A 23,771-nucleotide genomic window follows, 5' to 3' on the forward strand; every position below is an offset into this window, starting at 1 on the left:
ATCGCTACTGCTTCACGCGGATCAATGCCGTTCCTCGTTTTCTTGTGGCTGAATAACGTCTTTGCCCGCGTTTTCTACCTCTTCCAGCCAAACCAGAAGACGTAAAACCTCATCAATTTCTTCCAGACTCACCAAATCATAACGGCGATGGGTTTTGAAAAGACTGCGCGCCAGTTTGATATCGACGATAACCGGTACGCCAACCTTCTCCGCATAAGCGCGAACAGCCAGTGCGCGCTGATTAGTTTCATACACCGAGATCATCGGAATCGGCATCAGTTCAGGTTTAAAATAAATACCGATCGTAATATGCGTTGGGTTGGCAACAATCAGGCGTGAGTTTTCAATATCGGATTTCACCTGTTCAGACAGAATCTCCATATGAACTTCACGTCTTTTAGATTTAACCTCTGGATTCCCTTCCTGCTCCTTCATTTCACGCTTCACTTCTTCCTTATCCATTTTCATATCTTTCATGGTCAGGAAATATTCAGCGATAGCATCCAATAATAAGACAATCAATGCGCAGGCAAGGCAAGTTAATACCAACGCGAGAAGAAGCTCACGCCAAATAACGGCAATACCCACGACATTGCCATTTAACTGAGAAAAGATTTCAACCTTATATTTTTTCCAGCAAATGATAGCGGCCACCACAAAGGATGAGAGATATAATAAGGTTTTGACCGTATCTTTTACCGTTCGCATGCTGAAAAGTTTTTTTGCCCCTTCTACCGGGTTTAGCGCCGACAAATTAGGTTTTAATGCCTCTGTCGCCAGCACAAAACCAGCTTGTAATAACGCCGGTAATGCGGAGCATACTAAGCAGAGCAGCATAAATGGGATCAGATATTTTAACCCTAACCCCAAAACGGCCAGACTGTAGTCAGTCATGCTCTGCTCAAAATTATCCGCAATAATGATCTTAATAATCCCCATAAACTCATTAAATGAGCCATACGACACCAGATAAGCAATTCCTCCCAGCGTCAGGCAGGCGATAATAAGATCTTTACTTTTAAACGACTGGCCTTTTTTAGCGGAATCTTCCAGCCGTTTTTTAGTCGGTTTTTCTGTTTTATTCGAGGACATGCGTCGCCCCTCGTTCGTAAAACCAGCTACTTAATCCTGTGGCCTGGAAAGAGAGTCGCAACACATTGTCCGGTAGTACCGGCGAGAAATAAAGCAGCATAATTAAAACGGCAATGCCGCTTTTTACCGTCAGTGAAATCGCAAAGGCGTTCATTTGCGGAGCAAAGCGCGACAATAACCCCAGGAACACTTCTGACAGCAACAGCACTAATACCACAGGGCTGGCCAGAACCAACGCGTTTTGAGCCACCTGATTAATAAACGTTAATAGCGGCGGTAATGAAGGCGTGCACTCGTTCATCGGATCGCATAGCTGATAGCTTTTATTTAACACGTCAACCATCGTGACCAGACCGCCGTTTTGTAAATAAACGACAGCGGCAAACATATTCAGGAAGTTAGCCATTTCCGAGGTATCAATGCCATTTGCCGGATCGATACTGCTACTTAGCGTTGCCCCTCGCTGGTTATCGATAATACAACCCAGCGCATGCATAACCCAAAAAGGCCATGACAGCAGACAGCCCAGCATGACGCCTACCGCCGCTTCTTGCAGAACTAACGGGATCATCGCCACCGATAAAAATGGCGGTGCCTCACTCAATTCATGCGGCCATACTCCCAATGCCACCAGGACGATAATGGCATTTCTCGGCGCGCCGCTTAATACCCCGCTATTCAAAAACGGCAGGAAGAAAAAAATCGGCGCCACACGAGCAAACCCCATTGCCGCAGACGCAACCAGGTTATGAATTTCAAAGTACAACGCATAAAACATTTTTTACCCCTTAGCCAACGCCAGGAATATCACCTGGCGCCCGTAAGAGAGTAAAACTTCGCCATACCAGCCAGACAGTAAAAACAGGCACAAGCACACGCCAAGTAATTTAATACCAAAAGGTAGCGTCTGTTCCTGTAATTGCGTTACCGTCTGGAATAACCCTACCAGGAGGCCGATAATCGTTGCGACAATCGTCGGCCATCCTGAAAGGATTAGAACAAGATAGAGCGCTTTATTACCTGCAAACACTAAATCATCCATTTAACTATCCCGTCTCGTAATGATGTCATGTTGCAATATCCATATACTGTAATATCAAACCCTTAGACAATAAGGTCCAACCATCAAGCGCAACAAAAAGAACCAGCTTAATGGGAGTAGATATTGTTACCGGACTCATCATCATCATCCCCAGCGCCAGTAGCACGCTGGATACCACCAGGTCGACGACAACAAATGGCAAATAGAGATAAAAACCAATTTTAAACGCGCTTTTTATTTCACTCAGCGCATAGGCAGGTAATAACGCAAATATTGAAGGTTTTTCAATTTCATCTTTATCACGCTTTACCGTCTCGGTCTCCTCTCCATACTGACGCTTCAGTTGCGCATTTTCAAAAAACTGAACTAACTCTCGATCTGAATATTTGATCAGATAATCACGGTAGCCATCCAGACCTTCATCAACATGTTTACTTAATGACGAAATGTCATTAAACGTGACATCTTCGTCCTCAAAATAGACGTAGGCATCGTGCATTATTGGCCACATAACAAACATAGAAAGCAGCAATGCGACGCCGTTAAGCGTCATATTTGAAGGTATCTGCTGCAAACCCAGGGCGTTACGCACCATGACAAATACAATAGAAAATTTAACGAAACAGGTTCCTGATGCAATAATAAATGGCAACAGAGTGGAAAATGCCAGTAAGGCAATTAATGAGATATCATTCCCCATTACCAGACTCACTCAGCCATTCATGAATCTCAACGCCCAGGGTGTCATTCATCTGTACCAATTCACCATTACCAAGCAAAACGCCATTCGCCATAATCTCAACGTTAAGTTCAGCATTTGTCGGCAGAGATAATAGCTGTTGCTGCCCTATTGCTTCGAGTTCGGCGAGGGTAACATTCTTACGATACAAGACAAATTCCAGTTTGACGGGTAATTGGTTCAGGCCAGGCAGAATTTCTGCAGTTTCTGTTTCATTTTTTTCTTCTTCGATATGCTGAATATCTAATGTTTCCACAATAATTCCCCCTTCAACACGGTTGAAATGACCTAACTTTTTCGCATAGCAATAAACGTCCGCACTGGAAGTTCGAATCAGGAGTACATCTCCGATCCCGATACGGCCCAGCAACGCCCGCTGCGTGTCACTGCTACCGATCACAAAGTGCAACGGCCAACGCAGCATTTTCGGCCTGCCGCCCCCGGTCGCGGGCAGTTCAGGAAGATACTCAAACCACAGGCCGCCCCGATCGCTCATAATGTGCAACAATTTCCCTTCCGGCAGCGCGCTTCCTGGCACGGGGTCCTCTACACATAAATGCCGACAGGACAAATGCGGCACGGGCAATTCAAAGGGACGCTCTGTCGCCGCAAGCCAGGGAACGATCAGGTGCTCAGCGCCAGCAGAAACTGCCGCCCCCGCCAGAGCGGGAGAGACATGCTCAAGCCAGTCCCCGGGTTTAATCCAGGCTGACCAACGTTTTTCTGAATCACTCAGCCGAACCCACATTCCCTGTCGCGTCGGATATTCCAGCGTAGCTTCCTGGCCATTGCGCTGGCATTCTGCCGCGGTTTGCGCCAATAGCCATTCGCGGCGATCAATCTGTCTCACACGCAATGACATCAGGCGTCATCCTCCTCACCAGCTTGCTGTCTGTGCTGTTGCTGCTGCGGATTTTGCTGATCGTCTCGCGTCAGGTGCCAGCGCTGGGGGTTACCGTTTTGCCATTGATCATGCAAACGATGCTCAACCTGCGTATTTGACGGTATTAACGAAAACTCCCCTACCTGGCGCGCCTGAATATTGACTGAATAGTCATTTCCCCAGCGCTGAAAACGGTAAGTCAGCGAGCTATCCTCTCCTTTCACGCCATCGGTGGTCGGAAAAATAGTCATCATCGGCTTTGATTGCGCCGCTAAAGGCATTTTTTCATCGCCGCCGGATAATTGGCTAAGATCGGAGATAGTTGTTGGTTGCAGGGGAAGCTGAGAAGCTTCTTTGATCTTTTTATGTTCTTTATCATCAGACTTATTGGTATTGGTTGCAGCCATTCGGGAAGGTACGACATCTCGCGGCAGCGGCGCGCCCTCTTTACGAACGCCTTCGCCCGCGATGACTTTATTATCCCCAGGCAATACCTTGTTATTATCGTCAGAGATTCCCGTGGCGTTATCCGCTAATTCACTGACGGCTTCCACGCCTTTTAAATCAGCAGATAATTTTTTACCGCTTACGCCCTCTAACTGCCCATTTTTAGACGATAGCAGTACTGCCGATTTATCTACTTTGCTCTCCGCAGAGACCAAACCGACGGATTTTTCAGCAGTGACTTTCAACAGTTTTTCAGCAATCCTAAGCTCGCCTTTCACGTGATGATGCAGACCAGATACGCGGCTATTGTGATGTTCTGATTTCGCTGGTGCGCCATGTCGCATTGCCGCCAGTAAAACCGGTAATGCCGTTTCCTTATGCATCACGAAAGTATCGCCATACTCGCGATCTTTTTTATCATCGGAATATTCTGTCTTATGTTTTTCCACCGCTTTTCTTAATGCCTCTGATAAACCGCCGACCTCGTCTTGCTGCGGCAGTAAAATATTTCCGGATGAACTGACAACTGACACATCGCCCATTAAATTATCTCCTCTGACTCGGCCTCTTCCTGCTGTATCTCTCGCTGAATATAGAGTCTTTTCTGACGAATTATCCAGCGTTGATAGTTCCCTTCTTTGCGCAACCAATATTTACTTTTTTCCTGAAACTCTTCCCTTTTCTTTTCCAGTTCGTCCCGTTGTTCCTGAATTTGTGTAATCTGAAGTTCTAAATCTTTTATCTGTCGGCGAACAATAGACTGCTTACGTAATAACGCATAAATTTCCTCACGACTGAGCTGTCTGTTTTCTGCACGCAGCGTATCTAATAGCAATTTCAGACCCGCGATTTGTTCAACGATCGCCTCCTCCTCCGCCTGCAGCCTGCGATCCTCATCCTGATAGCGAAGTAATATCGACTCACACTGCGAATGAAATACCGTACAGCGCCGCTGTAGTACTTTAATCCTGGTCAGCGAATGCATTCATACCGCTCAACGTGTCATCAAAGGATGAATATTGCGCTACCGACTGGCATAACCAGGCTTTCAGGCCATCCCGCATCTGCATCGCCCGATCGTTATCGATATTTTCGCCAGGACGATATTCTCCTAAGTCAATGAAAAGCTGGAGCTCTTCCAGACGCGTCATTAATTTACGCACGGAAGACGCCTGCTCAGCATGTGTCGGCGTCGTGACTTGTCCAAAAACACGGCTTACGCTTTTCAGTACATCGATTGCCGGGTAATGCCCCTGCCCGGCCAGCTTTCTACTCAGATACAGGTGGCCGTCAAGAATAGAGCGAATTTCATCCGCCATCGGGTCAGCCTCTTCCTCGCTTTCCAGCAACACCGTATAAAAGGCAGTGATGCTTCCATCTCTGGTCGCCCCAGGGCGCTCCAGCAAACGGGGCAAATTATCAAATACGGAGGCCGGATAACCGCGACGGGCCGGGCGCTCCCCTGACGCCAGAGCCACGTCTCGCAAAGCGCGCGCATAACGGGTCATAGAGTCGATAAAAAGCACGACACGTTTTCCCTGGTCGCGAAAATATTCCGCTACGGTTGTCGCCAGTTGCGCCGCATTGCAGCGATCCACCGAGGGAAAATCGGAGGTAGCAAAAACCAGCACGCATTTTTCTTTCTTATGCGAGGCGCGCAACATATCCACGAATTCAGTGACCTCACGGCCTCGTTCACCGATAAGACCGATAACAAAGACATCCGCCTCCGTTTGCTCGATCAGCATATGCATCAGCATGGTCTTACCGCATCCTGCGGAGGCAAAAATGCCCATCCGCTGACCTACGCCACAGGTCAATAACCCGTCAATCGCGCGCACGCCGGTAATCAGCGGTTCATGGACGCCAACGCGCGAAGCGTAAGAAGGCGGTGCGACATCAATAACGCGTTCTTCACTAATCGGCGCCACTTCAGAGGTAAAACGCTCAACGATTTTCCCCGTCGGGTCCAACACCGCGCCTAATACCGAATATCCCACCCACGCCGATAACGCGCGTCCAGTGGGATAAAGCACGACATCACGGGTCAGTCCCTGCGCGTTGCCGATAAGGCTCAGCACGGTGCGTTCCCGCTGTAAGCCAACCACCTGCGCACGCGCGACGACCTGTTTTTGATGCCAGCCACGGCGTATTTCACACAGCTCGCCAATGGCCACATCGCGCAATTCCGCCTCAATGATTGGGCCCGTTATTTTTTGTGGGTAGGCCAGATATTGCAGTAAACGAGGTGTTTTCATCTCATTAGCGACCGACTAAAAACTTCCAGATGGTTGTAAAATCCATTCAAGGCATTAGAGAACTTTTCACCGTCAGATAAAAAATCCGGATGCACTAAGGCCTTAAGCGTTAGTTCCCCATTCTGTTCCCCTAATAGCAATTGCCCGCCGCGGACAAACTGGCATCCTTCCATTATGGTCATTAAGATTTCATAGGCCCGCTGTTGTAATACCACCATGCTATCAGCACCCAATTGCGCCCAGATCCATACATCTTCGTCCTTGACGCTGATACAGATACTGGGCAAGGCAAATAAATCCAGAACAATTGTCGAATGACTATCTATTCCTCCAATTAGCGAAGGATCGCAACCACTTACTTCCAGTGCAGAACGAACTAATTCAGCGATATCCAAATGTTGCATAGATCTTTTCCTTAATTAAACCCTTATATTGTTTTTATAACATTCACTGACTTGCTATCTGCTATCTCACCGAAAGATAAAACTTCCAGATCCGGAAAACGACCTTCAATCATTTTCTTAATAAATCGACGGACATCGACAGACGTAAGGAGGACAAGGTCTTTATGTGCAATCAATAAATCATCCAGCTTAAGTGTAATGAGATCCATCAAATTAGCGGAGGCTTCCGGGTCAAGGCTGAGGAAGGTACTGCCAGAGGTCTGACGGATCCCTTTGCGAATAACATCCTCAACTTCAGCAGATACCATTACTGCTCGTAATTCACCGCCATTGGCGAATTTATGGCAGATATAACGCGCCATTGCTCCACGAATATGTTCCACAAGGTTAATGACGTCTTTTTCTCTTGGTGCCCACAATGCGAGCGCTTCCATAATTAATTTCATATTACGCACGGAAACACGTTCGCTTAGCAAACGCTGCAAAACTTCAGATATACGTTGCACCGTGGCATGTCTGAGCACTTCTTTAAGTAAATCAGGAAATTTCGCCTCCAACTGATCCAGCATATATTTTGTTTCCTGAATACCGAAATATTCATTGACGTTGCGCGCCAGCATCACCGCCAGACAATGGTAAAGCTCGTCAAGCGCGTTCCGCAGCACATACCCAAGCTCCCGGAGTTTCTCCCCTTCCTCATGCGTTACCCAGAAGTACTGACTACTCCCTTGCTGATGGGTTGTTGGATTAATGCCAAAGGAAGCGACTTCATCGGAATAATTTACCACTCGCATCAAATCAAAATAGACCGTAAATTGTTCAACACGGATCTCATTAATCAACAATACGATGTTGTTATCGTCCAGGCCCTCACCATCGCGTAACAATACTTCCGGCAGGCGCACGCCATAATCAATAAAGAACTGACTACGTAGACGATCCGCAAGCTGAGCTTTTTCCAAATCTTCACGTCGGCTCTTCGGCACAAGTAATATCAACGGTACGGTCTCTGTAGAGACTTTATCGAGATCGCCAATCAGTCCTAACGACGTCCCTTCTTTTTCCTCAATACTGAGCGGCTGCTCGCCTTTGCTGGTTTTAGGCTTGACTGCGCTACGTTTTGCTTCACGGAATTTAAAATAAAAGAGTACGCTTAAAACTACCGACAAAATAACAAAAACCGGCAGCGGGAATCCCGGCAGAGTCCCCATTGAAATGGTCAGAATAGCCGTAACAACCAATACAAATGGGTTGTTCAACAGCTGCGTCATAATATTCCGCCCCATATTATCGCTATCGCCATTTACGCGAGTAACGATAAAACCGGCACTAATCGCAATTAACAGTGCAGGGATCTGGGCGACAAGACCATCACCGATGGTCAGCATAGTATAAGTAGACAGCGCGGAGGATAAATCCATACCATGGCGGGTCATCCCCACCGAAATACCGCCAATAAAGTTCACAAAGATGATAATGATGCCGGCAATGGCGTCACCTTTGATAAACTTCATCGCACCGTCAAAGGAACCGTAAAGCTGGCTTTCCCTTTCCAGTACGCTTCGCCGTTCGCGCGCGGCATCCGCATCAATAATACCGGCCTTCAAATCGGCATCGATACTCATCTGCTTACCGGGCATACCATCCAGAGAAAAACGAGCTGCGACTTCCGCAACGCGTTCTGAACCTTTGGTAATAACGATAAACTGGACCACGGTGACAATAGAGAAAACAACAAAACCCACTGCCAGGCTATCGCCAATAACGAATTGCCCGAACGTGGCAATAATTTCCCCAGCATCGGCTTCAATCAAGATAAGACGGCTGGTACTGATTGATAATGCCAGACGAAAGAGCGTGGTAATTAACAGTACCGCAGGGAACGTTGAAAAACTGAGGATTCTGTCAATGTAGAACGACCCCATAAACACCAATATCGCCAGTACGATATTCAGCGCGATCAGGAAATCAACCAGATAGGTAGGTAATGGAATGACGAACATAGAAATGATCATCACCATTAGTACCAGAATCAGTAATTCAGGTCGTAAACGAGCACTGTTAAGTAGAGAAAGCAGCACTATAGGTATCCTGTTAATATTAAATTAAGACGGCTTTTCAATAGTACGACGCTGCTCTGCCATTTCATGCTTGTAGGCAATATCAGTCATACTACGTAACGCCATTAACAATTCTTCCTGCCAATATTCTTCATAAAAGAGTGAAGAAGGTATGGCTTTACATACTTGATAAAATATCTGCAAAAAGGATGCATGTTCTTTATGACTAAGCAGTAACGCATTCAAACCTATAATATCGGCTAACAGCGAATCCACTTCATGTGGCTGTTGCAATAGCGAAAGCATCAGTAGTAACCACGACGACTCCTCTGCATTAAACGCTTTGGTAAACGAATACGACAACAATGTACTCACAAACAGTAGATCAGCGGAGCGCAACATTTTAAGTTGCGTCAGGCGTCGTAAAAGTTGGCCAAACTCCAGGCGTGAACAACTGGCGTCATTAGCGTCAATATCGGTTAATAGCGAACCCTCAATAAAATCCAGTACCACCAGTCGACGTTGGTAGCCATAACTGGCTATCCAGTCAGCGTAAATCTCCACTTCATGTGATTCACTCTGGATAAATTGCCGATAGCTGGCGCGTAATAAGCCTGGTTTTAGCGATAATGTTTTCCCAAAAAGCCGGGCTTTCAACGCACAATTAATCCCTGCCTTGAGGGTCTTCGGATCGGTTTGCTCTTCAACGTGCTTGAGTAACGACTCCAGTTTTTTCCGCACGATCTCTTCCAGGTCTTTACGACGAAGCAATTCGCGTAACACAAGGACTAAATCACTGGGGTCAGGAAATAAGCTACGCGCCTGACGTAAAAAATCCTCTAACGCGCCGCCATGTACGCTAATTAGCTTTAATATTTGCTTCGCCTTCGGTAAAGCCTCATCCTCCAGCACGCGTTCAAAACTGTTAGATAAATTACTGGATTTTTTTTCATAATCGCGACGGTTACGAAATTGCGCCAGCGCCGCTGACATTTCATCCGTCGACTGGACAAATTTCTGTACTTCCGCCCCTGGAGACGATTCCTCTGCAGCCTGTTGTATTTCCGCCTGTTGCGCATCAGTATGTTGGGTCGCATCCTGATGAGATGTCTGCCTGGACAATATTCTGGAAAATGAAATACCGGAGGTTGAACCAGGAATCATTTAATTGCCTCCTGGCCTCTATCCAGATAAACACGAACCCATTTTTGTAACTTATCATCCCCACTCCAGATACCGCTTTGTTTCAGAATATTGTTTACCGATTCACTGGCGTCCGGCGTTAACGGGTCGACAATTTCTTTTGGTTCAATCATGAATACTCGAACAACATTACTTTTATTCTTACTGGAATAACGGAACAGACCACCAATAAACGGTATTTTTCCTAAGAACGGAATACTTTGGACAGTATCGGTATTCGCATCCCGTGTATAACCACCGACCAGCAAACTTTTTCCATGCGGAACTCTCGCAATAGTGCTAATTAACGTTCGTCCGACTTCGGGTAACGCATCTACAGAGGTGGTGGTATCGGTTTGCGGCGTCTTATCGTTACCATCTTCAATGTCCAGCGACATTTCTATCTGGCCATCTGCGGAAAAACGGGGTAGCACCCTAATCATTGTTCCGTATGTAACATGCTCAAGCGCAACATTACGCTCCCCAATCAGCTTGGTATAAAACGTTCTGTTGTTATCAAAAATAGCGGGAACATTTTCCTGAGTCAGTAATACCGGGCGCGAAACTACCGTCGCCTGCTTCTTCTCTTCTAACGCATTTACCGCGGCGATGAACCGACTGCCATCCAGAGTACTAATTGAAGACTGGTTTAATGACACGCCAAGTTTGTCCCCGATAGTAATACTACCGCTCCATGAAGTACCCAGACGCTCCAGATCGCTTTTATTAAGATCGACAATCCACAGGGATAATTCTACGTGACGCTTGGCGACATCCAGTGCTTTAACCAGCATTTCGATAAAATGCACCTGCTCAGCCGTTCCTTTTACTAACAAACTATTGGTATCCGGATAGGCCACGATTTTAATATCGCCCGCCGCGGCATTTTGCTTTAAAGCCTCCTGGAGACTCATGCCACCGGCATAATTTGATGTTTTACCTTTCTCTCCATTCGCTGAAAACGCTGGCATCGCCGGGACAGGTTCGCTACTGGCAATATTGCCTAAGGGTTGCTCTTCTCCCTGCAATAACCTTTCAATGGCCGTGGCAATACCGGGGATAACCATTTTCTGATCGCGCAAATTGTAGGTACGATCGCCCACGAAGGTATTGTTCAGACGCATCACCCCTATTTTCTGGCGCCCCAGTTCAATACCATCGTTTTGCTTGTCCATCATGGTGGCGGCGTTAACCACCATATCAACATAGACAGGCGGCCCTGAAACATAGAATGTTCCTTTACGGTTATCGCCACGTAGCGGGTAATTCTTGTTATATAAACCTGAGCGTTTTAGAAAGTTGTTGAATTCATTGAGCGAAACGTTCCGTAAAGAAACGACGGCATTGCGCATTTCACTGGCGTCATAAATATAGATAGCCTGCCCATCGAAATACCAGATCAGCCCTAATTGTAGGGAAAGCTTCTCCAGTAATACGTTAGGATCGTTAAACTCAAAGTTGCCCGTAATTTTTTTTCGTGCCGCCATTTTGCTAACAATGACAGGCTCCTTTAGCTGTAGCGCCATAGCATCGAAAAATGTTCGCAGGCTATCGTCTTTCGCAACAAACCCACTTCCCGTTACAGGTATTTTTTCACTTGAATAACCAGGTGCTACCAGAACAAGCGCGGCACATGCCAGCACTCTGGCCAAAAGAATATGCGTCTTCATTTGTCTGCCAATTGAATAATATTTGATAATTTCCGCGGCGAAACGCCGATCAGCTCTTTGATTTCATTAGAAAAATGTGAAGGCGATGAGTAACCATTATTGACAGCTAATTGGGTGATATTCTCGTGTCCTTCTACGCTATCCAGCAGTGATTGCGCCATACGCCAGTTTCGTAATTCACTCTTCGCTTTTCCGCCTAACGCCCTGCTGCACAAACGACGAAAATGGGTATAAGAAACACCATAGTCTTCTCCTAACATTCTCATCGTGCTGCCGCTTGTTGACTGGGCGAGTAAATAACCGACCAACCAGTAACTCTCACTTTTTCGTAAAAGCGTTAATACCTTGCTGAAAGCCGGAGAGGGCGTAATAATTTGCTGCAAAAACCAGTACTCGCAGCGTTTACGATCTTGCCAAATAGCGCGAAACTCAGGACTCAGCAAAACCCATTTATCGGGTTCAGCGTATGTCGTATCCATAAGTCCTGCGCCATCAATAAACGCCAGTAATTTGCTGAGTACTTCAATTTTTAACGGTCGAAAAATCAGATCTCCTGATACTGGTGCGACAACCGCCTGCTCGATAAAAAGCAGCGCGCCTTCCTGAACCAGGCAGCTTTCATTGTGTTGGCCTTCAGAAAATGACATATGCAGCCTTTGCGCAGAACACGTCTGCATAAACCATGCTTCCGGGCTGCGGATTCTCCGCTTCTCTCCTTCTTTGAGTACTTCCTGTGTATTTAGCATAGTTGTCAGCACCAGTTGAAAATCATTTTAGTATGTAAACAATACCGGGAGCGAGTGACAAAATCCTGATGCAATCATTATGAATCTGATGCCACCCGCTAATTAAATTGACCAGCTCGTACGACACCTTATTATTTAAAATAGAAAATCAGCTCAGAGTATATAAATTCTGGCCTATTATTTCATAGCAGTAAAAAATCAGATAATGTCACCGGCATAGAGAATTAACTGTTTATATCAAGAATTTTTTTTGCTAGCATTCCTGAAAGGCATATTCCCCTTATAACTGTTGTCAGATAACGTTCTGACAGTTGTATTAAAACATTAAGCATCATTCTTCTGTAGCAGGAGTATAATATGAACAAAATTTATAGTTGTCTTCCTATCTTTTTACTGATCGGCTGTGCCCAGGTACCTCTCCCTATCTCCGGGAGTAAACCTGTACAACAGACTGGCGCTCAAAAGGAGCAACAGGCCAGTGCAAATAGTATTGATGAGTGTCTGTCTCTTCCGTATGTACCGTCAGACCTTGCGAAGAATAAAACATTATCAAATCAGAACGCTGATAATTCCGCATCAAAAAATAACACAATCAGCTCAAGCGTTTTTTGCGAAAAATATAAACAAACCAAAGAGCAGGCGTTCACCTTCTTCCAGGAACATCCACAATATATGCGTTCGAAAGAAGATGAAGAGCAACTGATGACCGAATTTAAAAAAGTTCTGCTCGAACCCGGGAATAAGAATTTAAGCATATATCAAACGTTACTTGTTGCCCATGAAAGGCTGCAAGCCTTATAATGTCATACGACCTTTGGCTGAACTCATCATGACATAATTAAGACTACATTTTGCATTGCCACCTAATATCAATATAACTATTATAGTTGTGGTCACTTTTACGGTTGGCCACTTGTCTCTTACGTTGCATTTATCAAACTGTTTTTTGATACAGCAGCGCCTCGCTGCTGCTTTTTTATTTGTGATAAAGAACTGCTCTCCCAAACTCGGGAAAATAGCCGAAACTTATACTGACAATCTATTGTCTGGTATATCGCGGTAAACTGACATCCCCCTCTTTCCCCGCATGTTCGCATTCTTGCGATACCCCATCCACTTTTTGCGGATAACGTTCTTTTTACCTGTGACAGCGTATTGGCTACTGGGCTAGTATAGCGGCAGAAACGTCTCGATGCCTGAAGCGCCCGATAAATCCCATTTTAGCTGATGATATGGTTGCCTTAATTTGTGGGGTTTATCCTTTTGCCAACGTCAAAGGTCCAGGCCGTGTCGGCAAGTCTGACCCGCCCCTCCTTTTATGCAATATATGAGACATAAAGCCAGAATGAATAAAATTTGTTTAAAATTCAAATGATTAATAAGCATACGTCTATGACTGACATTAAAAACCTGGATTTACACACGCCGATGATGCAGCAGTATCTGAGTACATTAATTAACATATTGAAAAACAAAATTTTAATAAAAAAATACTCTATTAATATACATATAGTATACATAATTTAGATTCTTGCTGTTTCTTCTCAGAAGTGCTTTTTCCTTCATTCCTAACCAAGTTATGTCTTTGATAGAAGGCAAAACAAATTAACCTCAAAGAGAGTACAAAGTGGCAAAAATTAGTTTTCAACTTGCTCCGGTATGGGATGCAGTCATGTCAGTCTATGACATCAATATGCTGGTAAAACATACAGAATCATCGATTATTGCAGCTATCAATGATGTTAAAAAAACCGGAGCGGTAAGCTGTCATGTTGTTGAAGGCGATTATGATGAAGAACATAGCTACTACCATGAAACTTATTATTATTTGAGCACATCAGGAGATTCAGAACAGGAGGTAATAGATAAATATTCTCACTTAATATCACAAATGTACAGACGATCAGCATTTATGAATATTTTTGGTCTATTTGAATATCGCATGAATAGATGCAGAGAACTCATGATTGATATCTCAAAAAAGTCAGAAAGCAAAAAAATATCTGAGCAAGGAATATTACAAAAAACACACTGGATGCTTTCCAAAGTTATAAATAACAATGTAGATAGAGCAGTCAATGATGTAGACTATCTAAGAGTAATTAGAAATTACATTACTCATAATAACGGTCATTTACCCGACTTTCATAAAACACTAAAAAAACAAAGTAGGAAAACCAAAAAAGAAAAGTTGATGCTTAAATCAGTGAAGAAAGCAACAGAAGCTGGAGTCCTACAAGTTAATCAGTTTAACGACATTATTCTCAATGAAAATTTCCTTCCATTTGTAGTAAATGAATTTGGTCGTTATTCAAATGAAATAAAAGAATCAATTATAGATTATAATAAAAGAACTGAATCTGCTTGATCATTGCATTCATATAACATGACGAAAGGCCCCTTATTTTTAAGTAGCCTTTCCAATATCCCCAGATATGGGGCAAGTAGTATATTAACTGCACATAGTGCAGGAGACGTATGACATAAAAACTTTTCTTATGGCATATTTTATATTTATCTCATATTTTATTTATGTCAATAGGTTCTGATTAAATATTTTTATAATAATTAATCGACAGCTTAATATTATAGCTTCGCTTGTGCAAGCGAAGCTCCTATTGTTCTTTAATGAATAATGCCAATTATAAGAGAAGCAAGGGCTAACTCTGCGAAGCTACTGCGTATGCTTCTTCGGGTTGACCTTGCTTTTCCGCCCTTTGGTTAGAAAAGAAAAAAGAACTCAAAGAGCTTAACTATGACTTATATATTCAACATATTTAAGGTATGTCGTCATATGTAGCCAACTATGCGGTCTATATTACTAATCAAATCTTAAAACCTTTATTTAACTTAAGCCCGACAAAGTAACGATAAAAAATAATAATTTTTCTATTTTATATATACGTAGAAGAAGGAGAGTAATACCCTCCTTTTATTATTGCATTACGAACAAGAAGAATTCTACCAATGAGATGTATGCTCCCAATCGGGATCAACATAAAATGAATCATCAGTACCTTCATATTTACCAATCAAATATAATAGATTAGCTTGTTCTTTTTTTGGACGATACTTAGTCATTTCCCGTAGAGTTATTAATGCTGACTGGATATTATGATATTTCAATGTAAATTCTTCAATAAGTGAGAAAAACTCACAATTTTGAGCATAAAGGCACAAAGTTCCCCTCCACCAGTCATTCTTTAAATAAGGAACTATTTCAATTGATCTATTCTGTAAAAGCTCTAATGATGCTAAATGCTCTTGATATCGTAAATGACCGAAAGAGTAAGTTCCAGATATTGCATCATGAACAAGCATATTGCACGGATCAATTAGCTCTCCTACAGCAGTAGAACAGGTTTCATTGTCATAATTAAAGCTACTATCATTAGCGATGAATTTTATAATATCACTCTTTGTACCTGAACGAAGATTTCGAGAATGCAAAGCATACGCAATTTTTATTGCTGCTTTTTGCAAAATACTTTGCGACAGAGTCGTTCTACGTATAGCTTTATATGTATCATATACACCACAAAAAAGTTCGAGTCTTTTTGTGAAAATTTCACTTTCACTTCGTGGTATATCAATACCTTTTTCAGCAAGATCACATAACAATGTTGCAAGAAGAGGAGTTTTAACTATTTCAGCAATCTCTTTACCTTTGATGCTTTCAATTACCCGCTCACCAAGAATCACATCATTATTTTTAAACCATGAGGTGATGAATTTATAAAGTTGCTGTTCGCTGAAAGGTAAAAGAGTTATACCTAAGAAATTAACTTTCGAAAGATAACTCACGCAATCTCTACTGGAGATCAATATTTGAATTAAAGGATGCTTTGTTTTAAATTCATTTATAGCATCGATTATACCTGGATATTTGGCATATGCTTCGTCGAGACCATCAAGTACTAATTTGATTTTTACTTCATCAGAAAAATAATTCTTGATACTGATAATATTATCTTGGTTGGACTCCAAATCCTTTGCGGTTAATATAAGCGAAAGTAAAATATCATAATGCCCTATTTTATCATCTAAAGATACATTAATTTTACTCATGTATCTATTTAGTGGGATATAGATAACTTTACTATTTGAGTCACTTAATAGTTTTTTAACATACATTTGTAATGTTGTAGTTTTTCCTGCTCCAGCTCCCCCAAAAACAGCAATATCATAGCTACTATCAAAAAGTTCAAATGGCGAAATAGACAGTCCGTCACTGTATTCTTTAGATTTTTTGGTTATTGTTATAAATTTCTTACTATCCTCAACTTTATTAATGAGTATGTCCAAAGCATTAAGTGTTTTTTGCGTATCTGTTAAAAAGAGAGCTAAATCCACACACTCTTTGCTTTTGTTAATATCATATATGTTTTGCTTATAAGCTTTGCACTTACTTTCAATCCATCTATCAATTTTATCATTCTGAAAAATTATAGAAATTTGTGGCTCATCTATATATTCATTTGATAAAACCGTAAGCTCTTGTTTTTGTGAAATAATTTTTTTGATAACTTTTATTGCATTGAGAAATTCAGGGAAAACACTTTGTTTATGCTGTTCTGATACCTTATGTATATTTTCTTTAGAAATAAAATTTTCAACCGCATCGATTTCTTGTTTAGAGAAGGAATTAGAAACGATTTTTTTAAGGATTTTATTGCATTCTATAGCTAAAGGCAAAATCACACTATCGCTACCAAGAGATAGCATTCCATTAATTGATGAATCGATATAGGATACGATTCTATTTATCGATTGAGTATTAGTGGAAATAAGTTGCTGAACTTGGTCAATATCCTTTTTTATTTTTTGATTTGTTTTAGATTTGAACTTTAACATTGCTTTATTATAAGCATCATCTATAACATCACTTGGTTGGGTTAAAGGATAGTACCCTAAAATTTTTTCTAATGAACGAAATACTTCTTTATTCAATAAATCCCATGAACCTTTCGACAGGATAATTTTTTCTTTTTTTATGGAGAACGTGCTATCAAGTAATATGTTGCTGTCTATCGTCCCCATAAAAAATGCCAAATCACTGTAACAATTAAGTTCATCAATGGAATATTTTTGATTTAAAGCAGCTATTAACTCTAAATTATTTAATTGTTGCACATCATGTAATTGAAGTTTGTCACTGATTGAAAGTAGATTTTCTAAAAGTAAGGGTTTATATTTTTTGATTAATTCTATGACTTGCGGGCCATCTAAAATTTCAACATTTTTATCACCAAAACGAAGCTGTTCATGAATTTCAGAAAGTAATCTCTGGCTAATCTGAAATGGAGAAGCCAAATAAACATAATCAGGGAGTTGTTCGAATCCATTGTGCAATTTTACTTTTTTTGATAAGCACTGTCTTAATTGAAGTATAAGATCCGAGAGTATATTTTTTTTCTGATGTATTTGATTTCTCACCAATTTTCTTTGTTTGTATAACATATATACATGTCCCCTTCAAAGGAATATCATGTATCGCTACTAAATCTTTCCCATACTCATAAGGGCCACCTACAAAATCCACTCGTGAAAACGACATCGACTCAAAAAGTGGCTTAAGTACATTTTTTGAAAAATCATCCTCTTTTAATGCTTGTATGGCTTTCAAATAGAGATTTAGATTACTGTCGTCATCGTGGCTATACATAGGTTATATACCTTATGCTTGAAAATATTAGTTATAGGCATTTTGCCATAATTATCAAAAGGTAAGAAGAGTTTTGAGTAATTTTTTGCTCTTAGTCACAATAATAGTTATTGTAATGCGATAAATCAAACTCTCTCAGCACGATATAGTACTGCGCAATATTACAATTAACATATTAAATTAATATATTACTCTTAATAACAACACCGCAATAAAAAATTGATTCCATTTAATATATAATTCATATTTTAACGCGAATTTTATTTAAATAAATAACAAAGGAGAATGGGAAATAAAAAAAATAAAACCACTCAACCCTCGCAAATTATGCTCCTAAAACACATTAAAATGCAGATATTTATATATTGTACAAACCACATTTTTCAAGCCTCTACAAAAGCTACATTTATAACCATGATTTCTACCTTACCTATTCTCTCGCATATTATTATAGAGAGGAAAACTCTAACTATATTCTCAATTTATGCTCACTACTCTTATAGCATGATCAGGAAAGAAACGCTCTAAAGGAGATGGTATTAATAGTGAACGTATATTAGAAACATGAATTAAATGTGAAAGATTCATACCAGACTCAAAATTATACATTTTAAGTATAAAGAGCATGAATCTTAAATCATTTGAGGCACTCCTTTACTTGGTGTTCATTTTAACACCATTATACACTTGACGTTTTATTATTATCTTTTATATATAAATCATATCATATTAAAATTTAGGTATTCCTATGCATTATAATCACCAAAAACAACAGCCAGATTTAACAAAAACATCTAGAAGAGGAAAATTTCATACTGGACGACTACCAGAGGATGAAATCAGATCATACTGTGTAAGTGTCAGATTAAATAAAAATGAATTATCTATTTTAGAAGAAAAAAGAGGTTCTTATAAAAAAGGAGAATGGCTCAGGATGGCTTCGCTGAATAGACTTCCTTTGGTATTACCAGAGATTAATAAAAGTGCATGGGTAGAGCTTGGTCGCCTTTCGCAAGACTTAAATCGCCTGCTGACCTACCTCAATAGTAAAAGTCCAGACAGCGATCCAACCCTGACAGAAATGCATGTAATCAAACGGCAGGTGCAGACACTTCGCACTCTTCTACTCCCCTCAACTTTTTGGAGTAATACAAATGAAAGGCATGCAGAAAATCAAGAGAGGTAAGCATTTTGCTGGAGTAGTGATCTATGCACTTGAACCGGCTTCACACCACAAAACTGATCCCAAGGTTGTTGGTGGCAATATGGCTGGCAACCATATCGTTGACCTTATTCGCGAGTTTGGACAAACAAAAATTTTACGACCTGATATCAAAAAACCGGTATGGCACAACTCTCTTCGCTTACCGCATGGAGAAAAATTATCAGAAGCACAATGGGCAACCGTAGCCGACGATTATATGTCTCGTATGGGTTTTACTGATACACATCTTCGTTGCTATGTTCTTCATAATGATGAGGCTGGACAGCATATTCACATTATTGCCAGTCGCATCGATATTACTGACGGAAAGTTGTATCTGGGAAAAAATGAGAACCTTATCAGCACTCGAATTATCAGTGAGCTGGAAAGAATACATGGTCTCACAGAAACAGCGACTACTTCAAACCGACGAGCTCAGGGCATAAAGAAGCTTTCGCGCAACGAAAAGATGCTCTCTGAACGAACGGCAACTCCCTGCCCAAAAGTCGCTTTGCAAACTTGCATCGATAATGTGTTAGCCAATCGCCCAGATTTGTTATCGTTCATTAAGCAACTGGAACAAGTGGGTGTAACCTGCCAGCCCAACATTGCTTCGACGGGCAAAATGAATGGTTTTTCATTTGAATTTCGGGGGATTGCCTTCAAGGCTTCACAGCTTGGGAAAAGGTATGCTTGGTCAAATATTCAGACACTTATTGATTACTCGACTGGACATGTAAAACTACTTAATACAGGATCTAAGTTTGCTCCTGCTCCTTGTAAACAGCCAGAAGCACAACATCCCAGCAGAGAAACTATTCTCGATAAACTACTGCAACTCGACGAGCAAGTCAGAAATGAAAGGGAGAATGAACTTGCCCATACCATCCAATTGAACCAAAAACTACGCTTTACGGCCCATCAGATATCCAGACAACACCAATCCCACTTCCAGGTGTGGCTTCCATTTCTTAGCAGGCTCATACAACTGCTCAGACAGTTGGGTAGTTCTGTGTTGTATGCGACCTCTCGTCCCTTTAGACAAATCTATCATCTTCACTTACTTACCTCCTCTCCTGAACCTGGCGATGAAATACATTCAGAACAATTGGTTAGCAAAGGATCCAACTACAAACCACATTTCAAATAGTTCATTTTTCAATTTAGTCAAGAAATTATTTATCGTTTATATAGATCGATAATTCATTTGTGATAGATAAAAACTATCAACAGGAATCCATCGATCGGTACAAGCAATTTTACTAAAGCAGTTCATTCATTGAAAATGCTCAAAAAGACATCGCCTTAAATCAGGTCAGGGAGTTGCAATGAGTAAGCAAACTGTTCAGTGCCCCTTTTGTTTTAAAGAAAGTCCCCACGGCGTAAAAATATGCACCGGATGCCATGCAAAAGTGGCCTATGGTGAAAGTCCGCTCAGTGTGGCCTTCCTGTTTCAATTCGTGGCCTTCGGTCTCGCATGGTTAGTATTTTCATTGACCGATAGCACTTCTGTTTCAGTCATTACGTTTTTTGCCAGCATCATTATTCTTATCTGTATAATTAAAAAGACATATGCAAACAGAGTTGTTTTTATTCAACGAAATTAATTCTGCACTGCATAAAACATTAAAATGAGAGAGCTTATGAACAGACTTATTGCTTCTGTATTTTTTATTTCCGTTTCCTTTACTTCTGGTTGCTCAACATCAGGCAATCAACATCTCAAAAACGAAACATCACAAAGTCTACAGTCGCAAATTACTAAAAATAAGACAACGAAATCAGAAATCACCGCCCTCCTGGGCGAGCCAGATACAAGAACCACTCTTGATAACGGTAATGAAGAATGGACTTACTTTATGAATAACAATCAGTTTGACGCCACCACATTCATCCCGATCGTTGGATTACTGACGGGTGGTTCACAGACACAGGCAAAAAGACTCGAAATCGAATTTAAAGACGAAACGGTCAGAAAGTGGACGTTCTCAGAAAATAACAGCAAGATGAAAACCAGTCTTATTCAATAACGCACTCTACCATCTGGAATTATTTTATGAAAACATATGCAATTACTACACTCATTGCCTCAATTTTTTTACTGAGTGGCTGTAATAATGAGCCCTCCGAGCAAGAACTTTATAATGCAATGAATAAGGTCGTGGAGCAGACGAATGCCATCGTCACATCCATAGCCGGTAAAGATGTCCCAAAAGACGCACTGCGGGAATTAAAATCAGTCAAAAAGCATGACTGTGTGAAAGTATCGGATAAAAGCTATAAATGTAATGTGACGGTTGTTGTCAATAACGACAAGGCCACCGCAGCTGTCACAATGGTCAAAACGGATGATGGCTGGCAGGTCGTAGATAAGTAAAATTCCAGAAAATTATCCCCGCAGGCAGGATCCTGGATAACCAACTCCTGCTTTTTCTTACCCACATATCTCACCGTACCACGAACTGAATAGTGTGCATAAAGCACATCACCTTATCCCCATAGCCTTTTCCTGCCACCTATAGGTGGTGGTACGTAATTCAATGAATGTGAAATGCTCTTCCTTTCATACTGTGCCAGCAAATTTGCATAGAGTTGTTCAACCTCCATGAGGTTACCAGAAATATAATCCACAAGCCCATTCAAGCAATAAAGCATCGTATGGCTGTTGTTGAGCTTTATTAGCACATTAGCCCTGAGTGATGAAACTACACCTGTGAACATCTGCATAATATTATCGACATGAAAACACGAGTTACAGTATTGCTTACGTGAGTAATAATATTTAAGGTGATATCCGACGAAAAGCACATACAGCTTTCGGTAAAACACAGCATTAATAGCATCATCACGATGCTGAGTGATATATTTATCAATCAACTGGATAAATTTTTCTTCCTGCGAAAGAGTAATGTTATTACACATAGCTTGATCCTTTTTTAGTTTTATAATCAAGTACTATCATGCCAACATAAAAAATCAACACCTAAAACAAAATATTTTTTTATCATTACCAATGAGAAATAATTATCATCTTACTTTTTGGAAACAAAACAATAATATATGTAAGTTAAATAACAATCTTCCTTTAATCGAATTTAAAACCAATTAATAAAAAACCTTCTACGGATCTTTATGACAAAGTGCTTCGCACTGGCTTACGCCCCGTATACTGATACGAAGATATTGGTTTATACTTCTCTACGGACTTTCTTGCAGCACCGCTGAGTGCACAAAGCACTCACTCGCTGAAGTAGAAATAATTTTCCAGAGGTTTTCGGCGAAAGCCGGTTTTTATAATCATGTAATACAATGATTTTCAGTTATTCTGATATCTAAGCTCTTCTGCGACAACCTTGCTCATTATTTAACTCCAGATATCTGTATATAGCGTAATTATTTACATTTAGTCCAAAAAAATAATGATAACCGAAGTCCAATGGCGCAACACTGAAGTTGCGCAGACTTCATTACATTTATACACATAAGCATAATGGGTATATTCAATATGGAATCAAGCAAGACAATATGGCAGTTCCAATTAGTATTATAATGCTATGGTTTCTTATTTCTTTATTTATCTTTCATCTTGCGAAAGACAAATAAAATAAAACTAAGTAAATCATAACATTACATCGGATGAGCGGTAATGACTTCCATGAAGTAAATTTATTTATTTCATAACCTGAAACATTAAATCTACCACCCATAGTATTTAATTTAATACTCTATATATCAATATAGATAAAATAATTTGTGTTTTTACGAATAAAAATTTGACAATTAAATAAAATATGCAATATATATTATCAGATAAACAACAAAAGGAGATAATATGATAAATACAAATGTTATTCTAACCAGAGAACAAAAATCCGCGATTGCAGAAGCATTAGACGTATCATTAGACGATTTAGAAGAACTTAGAATTAAAGCCAGTAATAAAAGGAAAACTTCCTTTAAGGATGATTTTTCCATGATCTTTAAAACAAATATCGGCACTCTCGCAAAAATGAAGCTAACACCAACTTCTTTTCGAATAATTATTTATCTTTTTTCAATCATTGATTATGGTAATATTCTTGTTAACTTCTCTCAATCAAGGGTAGCAAAAGATTTAGGACTACAAAAATCTAATGTTTCGAGAGCATTCAAAGAATTATTCGAAAAGAAAATATTGATTCGAAATGCAGAAGACGATCATGTTTATTTGAACTCTAATTTATGTGTAAAAGGGATTCCTCATAAATTTAATGAGGAGCAAATGGGTAAATTCAAGAGATCCAAAGCAGAAACTGAGGACTTTGATAACTCATTTAGTTTTTATAGTGTTAGAAAAAAACAATCGTGAATAAATCTCACAGTACTAATATATATATATC

Annotated in this window: 23 protein-coding genes; 8 read left to right on the forward strand and 15 right to left on the reverse strand. The window is 40.8% G+C overall.

The features are described from left to right. Positions 1-21: 21 nt before the first annotated feature. The 13 genes from spaS to invF are packed head-to-tail and all read right to left on the reverse strand — an operon-like array spanning position 22 to position 12,424. The gene (spaS, locus tag ACE15A_RS18520; protein ID WP_023249334.1) at positions 22-1,092 is read right to left on the reverse strand and encodes an SPI-1 type III secretion system export apparatus protein SpaS; all 1,071 of its coding nucleotides are present in this window, start codon (positions 1,090-1,092) and stop codon (positions 22-24) included. After that, positions 1,079-1,870, reverse strand: coding sequence for an SPI-1 type III secretion system export apparatus protein SpaR (gene spaR / locus ACE15A_RS18525; RefSeq protein WP_000498971.1), 792 nt, complete (start codon positions 1,868-1,870; stop codon positions 1,079-1,081). The genes spaS and spaR overlap by 14 nt, the downstream gene beginning before the upstream one ends. Positions 1,871-1,873: 3 nt before the next feature. Then, positions 1,874-2,134, reverse strand: coding sequence for an SPI-1 type III secretion system export apparatus protein SpaQ (gene spaQ / locus ACE15A_RS18530; RefSeq protein WP_000342503.1), 261 nt, complete (start codon positions 2,132-2,134; stop codon positions 1,874-1,876). 25 nt (positions 2,135-2,159) lie between these two features. Beyond that, positions 2,160-2,834 (reverse strand): SPI-1 type III secretion system export apparatus protein SpaP, encoded by a 675-nt coding sequence (gene spaP / locus ACE15A_RS18535; RefSeq protein ID WP_000526016.1) that lies wholly within the window; start codon positions 2,832-2,834, stop codon positions 2,160-2,162. After that, positions 2,824-3,735, reverse strand: coding sequence for an SPI-1 type III secretion system protein SpaO (gene spaO / locus ACE15A_RS18540; protein WP_053509084.1), 912 nt, complete (start codon positions 3,733-3,735; stop codon positions 2,824-2,826). Before spaO ends, spaP begins: the two co-directional genes overlap by 11 nt. Then, a complete protein-coding gene (spaN, locus tag ACE15A_RS18545; protein WP_023249331.1) occupies positions 3,735-4,745 on the reverse strand; it encodes an SPI-1 type III secretion system protein SpaN in 1,011 nt (336 codons plus the stop codon). The genes spaO and spaN overlap by 1 nt, the downstream gene beginning before the upstream one ends. Next, positions 4,745-5,188, reverse strand: a complete 444-nt coding sequence (spaM, locus tag ACE15A_RS18550; protein ID WP_023249330.1) for an SPI-1 type III secretion system protein SpaM — start codon at positions 5,186-5,188, stop codon at positions 4,745-4,747. Before spaM ends, spaN begins: the two co-directional genes overlap by 1 nt. Next, positions 5,166-6,461: a SctN family type III secretion system ATPase InvC gene (invC, locus tag ACE15A_RS18555; RefSeq protein ID WP_023249329.1), complete on the reverse strand. Its 1,296-nt coding sequence runs from the start codon at positions 6,459-6,461 to the stop codon at positions 5,166-5,168. Before invC ends, spaM begins: the two co-directional genes overlap by 23 nt. Continuing rightward, positions 6,458-6,865 carry an SPI-1 type III secretion system chaperone SpaK gene (gene spaK / locus ACE15A_RS18560; protein WP_023249328.1) on the reverse strand — a complete coding sequence of 136 codons (408 nt, stop codon included), beginning with the start codon at positions 6,863-6,865 and terminating at the stop codon, positions 6,458-6,460. The genes invC and spaK overlap by 4 nt, the downstream gene beginning before the upstream one ends. Positions 6,866-6,888: 23 nt before the next feature. Beyond that, entirely contained in the window at positions 6,889-8,946 is a 2,058-nt protein-coding gene (invA, locus tag ACE15A_RS18565) for a type III secretion system export apparatus protein InvA (protein ID WP_053509087.1), read from the reverse strand. A 24-nt stretch (positions 8,947-8,970) separates the two neighbouring features. Then, on the reverse strand, positions 8,971-10,089 hold the full coding sequence (gene invE / locus ACE15A_RS18570) for a type III secretion system gatekeeper InvE (protein ID WP_023249326.1): 1,119 nt from the start codon (positions 10,087-10,089) through the stop codon (positions 8,971-8,973). Beyond that, a complete protein-coding gene (invG, locus tag ACE15A_RS18575) occupies positions 10,086-11,777 on the reverse strand; it encodes a type III secretion system outer membrane ring protein InvG (RefSeq protein WP_023249325.1) in 1,692 nt (563 codons plus the stop codon). Before invG ends, invE begins: the two co-directional genes overlap by 4 nt. Further along, on the reverse strand, positions 11,774-12,424 hold the full coding sequence (gene invF / locus ACE15A_RS18580) for an AraC family transcriptional regulator InvF (protein ID WP_023249324.1): 651 nt from the start codon (positions 12,422-12,424) through the stop codon (positions 11,774-11,776). Before invF ends, invG begins: the two co-directional genes overlap by 4 nt. Before the next feature lie 456 nt (positions 12,425-12,880). Here invF and ACE15A_RS18585 point away from each other — a divergent pair, with 456 nt between their 5' ends. Both ACE15A_RS18585 and ACE15A_RS18590 read left to right on the forward strand, forming a co-directional pair. Continuing rightward, positions 12,881-13,324 (forward strand): invasion lipoprotein InvH, encoded by a 444-nt coding sequence (locus ACE15A_RS18585; RefSeq protein ID WP_023249323.1) that lies wholly within the window; start codon positions 12,881-12,883, stop codon positions 13,322-13,324. 826 nt (positions 13,325-14,150) lie between these two features. After that, the gene (locus ACE15A_RS18590) at positions 14,151-14,891 is read left to right on the forward strand and encodes a hypothetical protein (protein WP_129382488.1); all 741 of its coding nucleotides are present in this window, start codon (positions 14,151-14,153) and stop codon (positions 14,889-14,891) included. A gap of 593 nt (positions 14,892-15,484) precedes the next feature. Here the strand turns inward: ACE15A_RS18590 and ACE15A_RS18595 are convergent. Continuing rightward, entirely contained in the window at positions 15,485-17,983 is a 2,499-nt protein-coding gene (locus ACE15A_RS18595) for an NACHT domain-containing NTPase (RefSeq protein WP_053509091.1), read from the reverse strand. 953 nt (positions 17,984-18,936) lie between these two features. On the opposite strand from ACE15A_RS18595, the gene ACE15A_RS18600 reads away from it, so the two are divergent. The 5 genes from ACE15A_RS18600 (at position 18,937) to ACE15A_RS18620 (ending at position 21,769) form a co-directional block, all read left to right on the forward strand. Beyond that, on the forward strand, positions 18,937-19,374 hold the full coding sequence (locus ACE15A_RS18600) for an ATP-binding protein (protein ID WP_072158699.1): 438 nt from the start codon (positions 18,937-18,939) through the stop codon (positions 19,372-19,374). Continuing rightward, the gene (locus ACE15A_RS18605) at positions 19,343-20,542 is read left to right on the forward strand and encodes a relaxase/mobilization nuclease domain-containing protein (RefSeq protein WP_053509095.1); all 1,200 of its coding nucleotides are present in this window, start codon (positions 19,343-19,345) and stop codon (positions 20,540-20,542) included. Before ACE15A_RS18600 ends, ACE15A_RS18605 begins: the two co-directional genes overlap by 32 nt. 178 nt (positions 20,543-20,720) lie before the next feature. Further along, a complete protein-coding gene (locus ACE15A_RS18610) occupies positions 20,721-20,999 on the forward strand; it encodes a hypothetical protein (protein ID WP_022651757.1) in 279 nt (92 codons plus the stop codon). 36 nt (positions 21,000-21,035) lie between these two features. Further along, the gene (bamE, locus tag ACE15A_RS18615) at positions 21,036-21,422 is read left to right on the forward strand and encodes an outer membrane protein assembly factor BamE (RefSeq protein ID WP_053509097.1); all 387 of its coding nucleotides are present in this window, start codon (positions 21,036-21,038) and stop codon (positions 21,420-21,422) included. 26 nt (positions 21,423-21,448) lie between these two features. Next, on the forward strand, positions 21,449-21,769 hold the full coding sequence (locus ACE15A_RS18620) for a hypothetical protein (protein ID WP_001525471.1): 321 nt from the start codon (positions 21,449-21,451) through the stop codon (positions 21,767-21,769). 113 nt (positions 21,770-21,882) lie between these two features. Here ACE15A_RS18620 and ACE15A_RS18625 read toward each other — a convergent pair whose 3' ends face one another. Further along, positions 21,883-22,314: a hypothetical protein gene (locus tag ACE15A_RS18625; RefSeq protein WP_064055861.1), complete on the reverse strand. Its 432-nt coding sequence runs from the start codon at positions 22,312-22,314 to the stop codon at positions 21,883-21,885. A gap of 910 nt (positions 22,315-23,224) precedes the next feature. On the opposite strand from ACE15A_RS18625, the gene ACE15A_RS18630 reads away from it, so the two are divergent. Further along, complete coding sequence (locus ACE15A_RS18630; protein WP_000611155.1) at positions 23,225-23,740, forward strand: helix-turn-helix domain-containing protein; 516 nt, start codon at positions 23,225-23,227, stop codon at positions 23,738-23,740. Positions 23,741-23,771 lie beyond the last annotated feature (31 nt).

This window comes from Salmonella sp. HY31, assembly GCF_042604575.1.
GTDB classification, from domain to species: domain Bacteria; phylum Pseudomonadota; class Gammaproteobacteria; order Enterobacterales; family Enterobacteriaceae; genus Salmonella; species Salmonella diarizonae.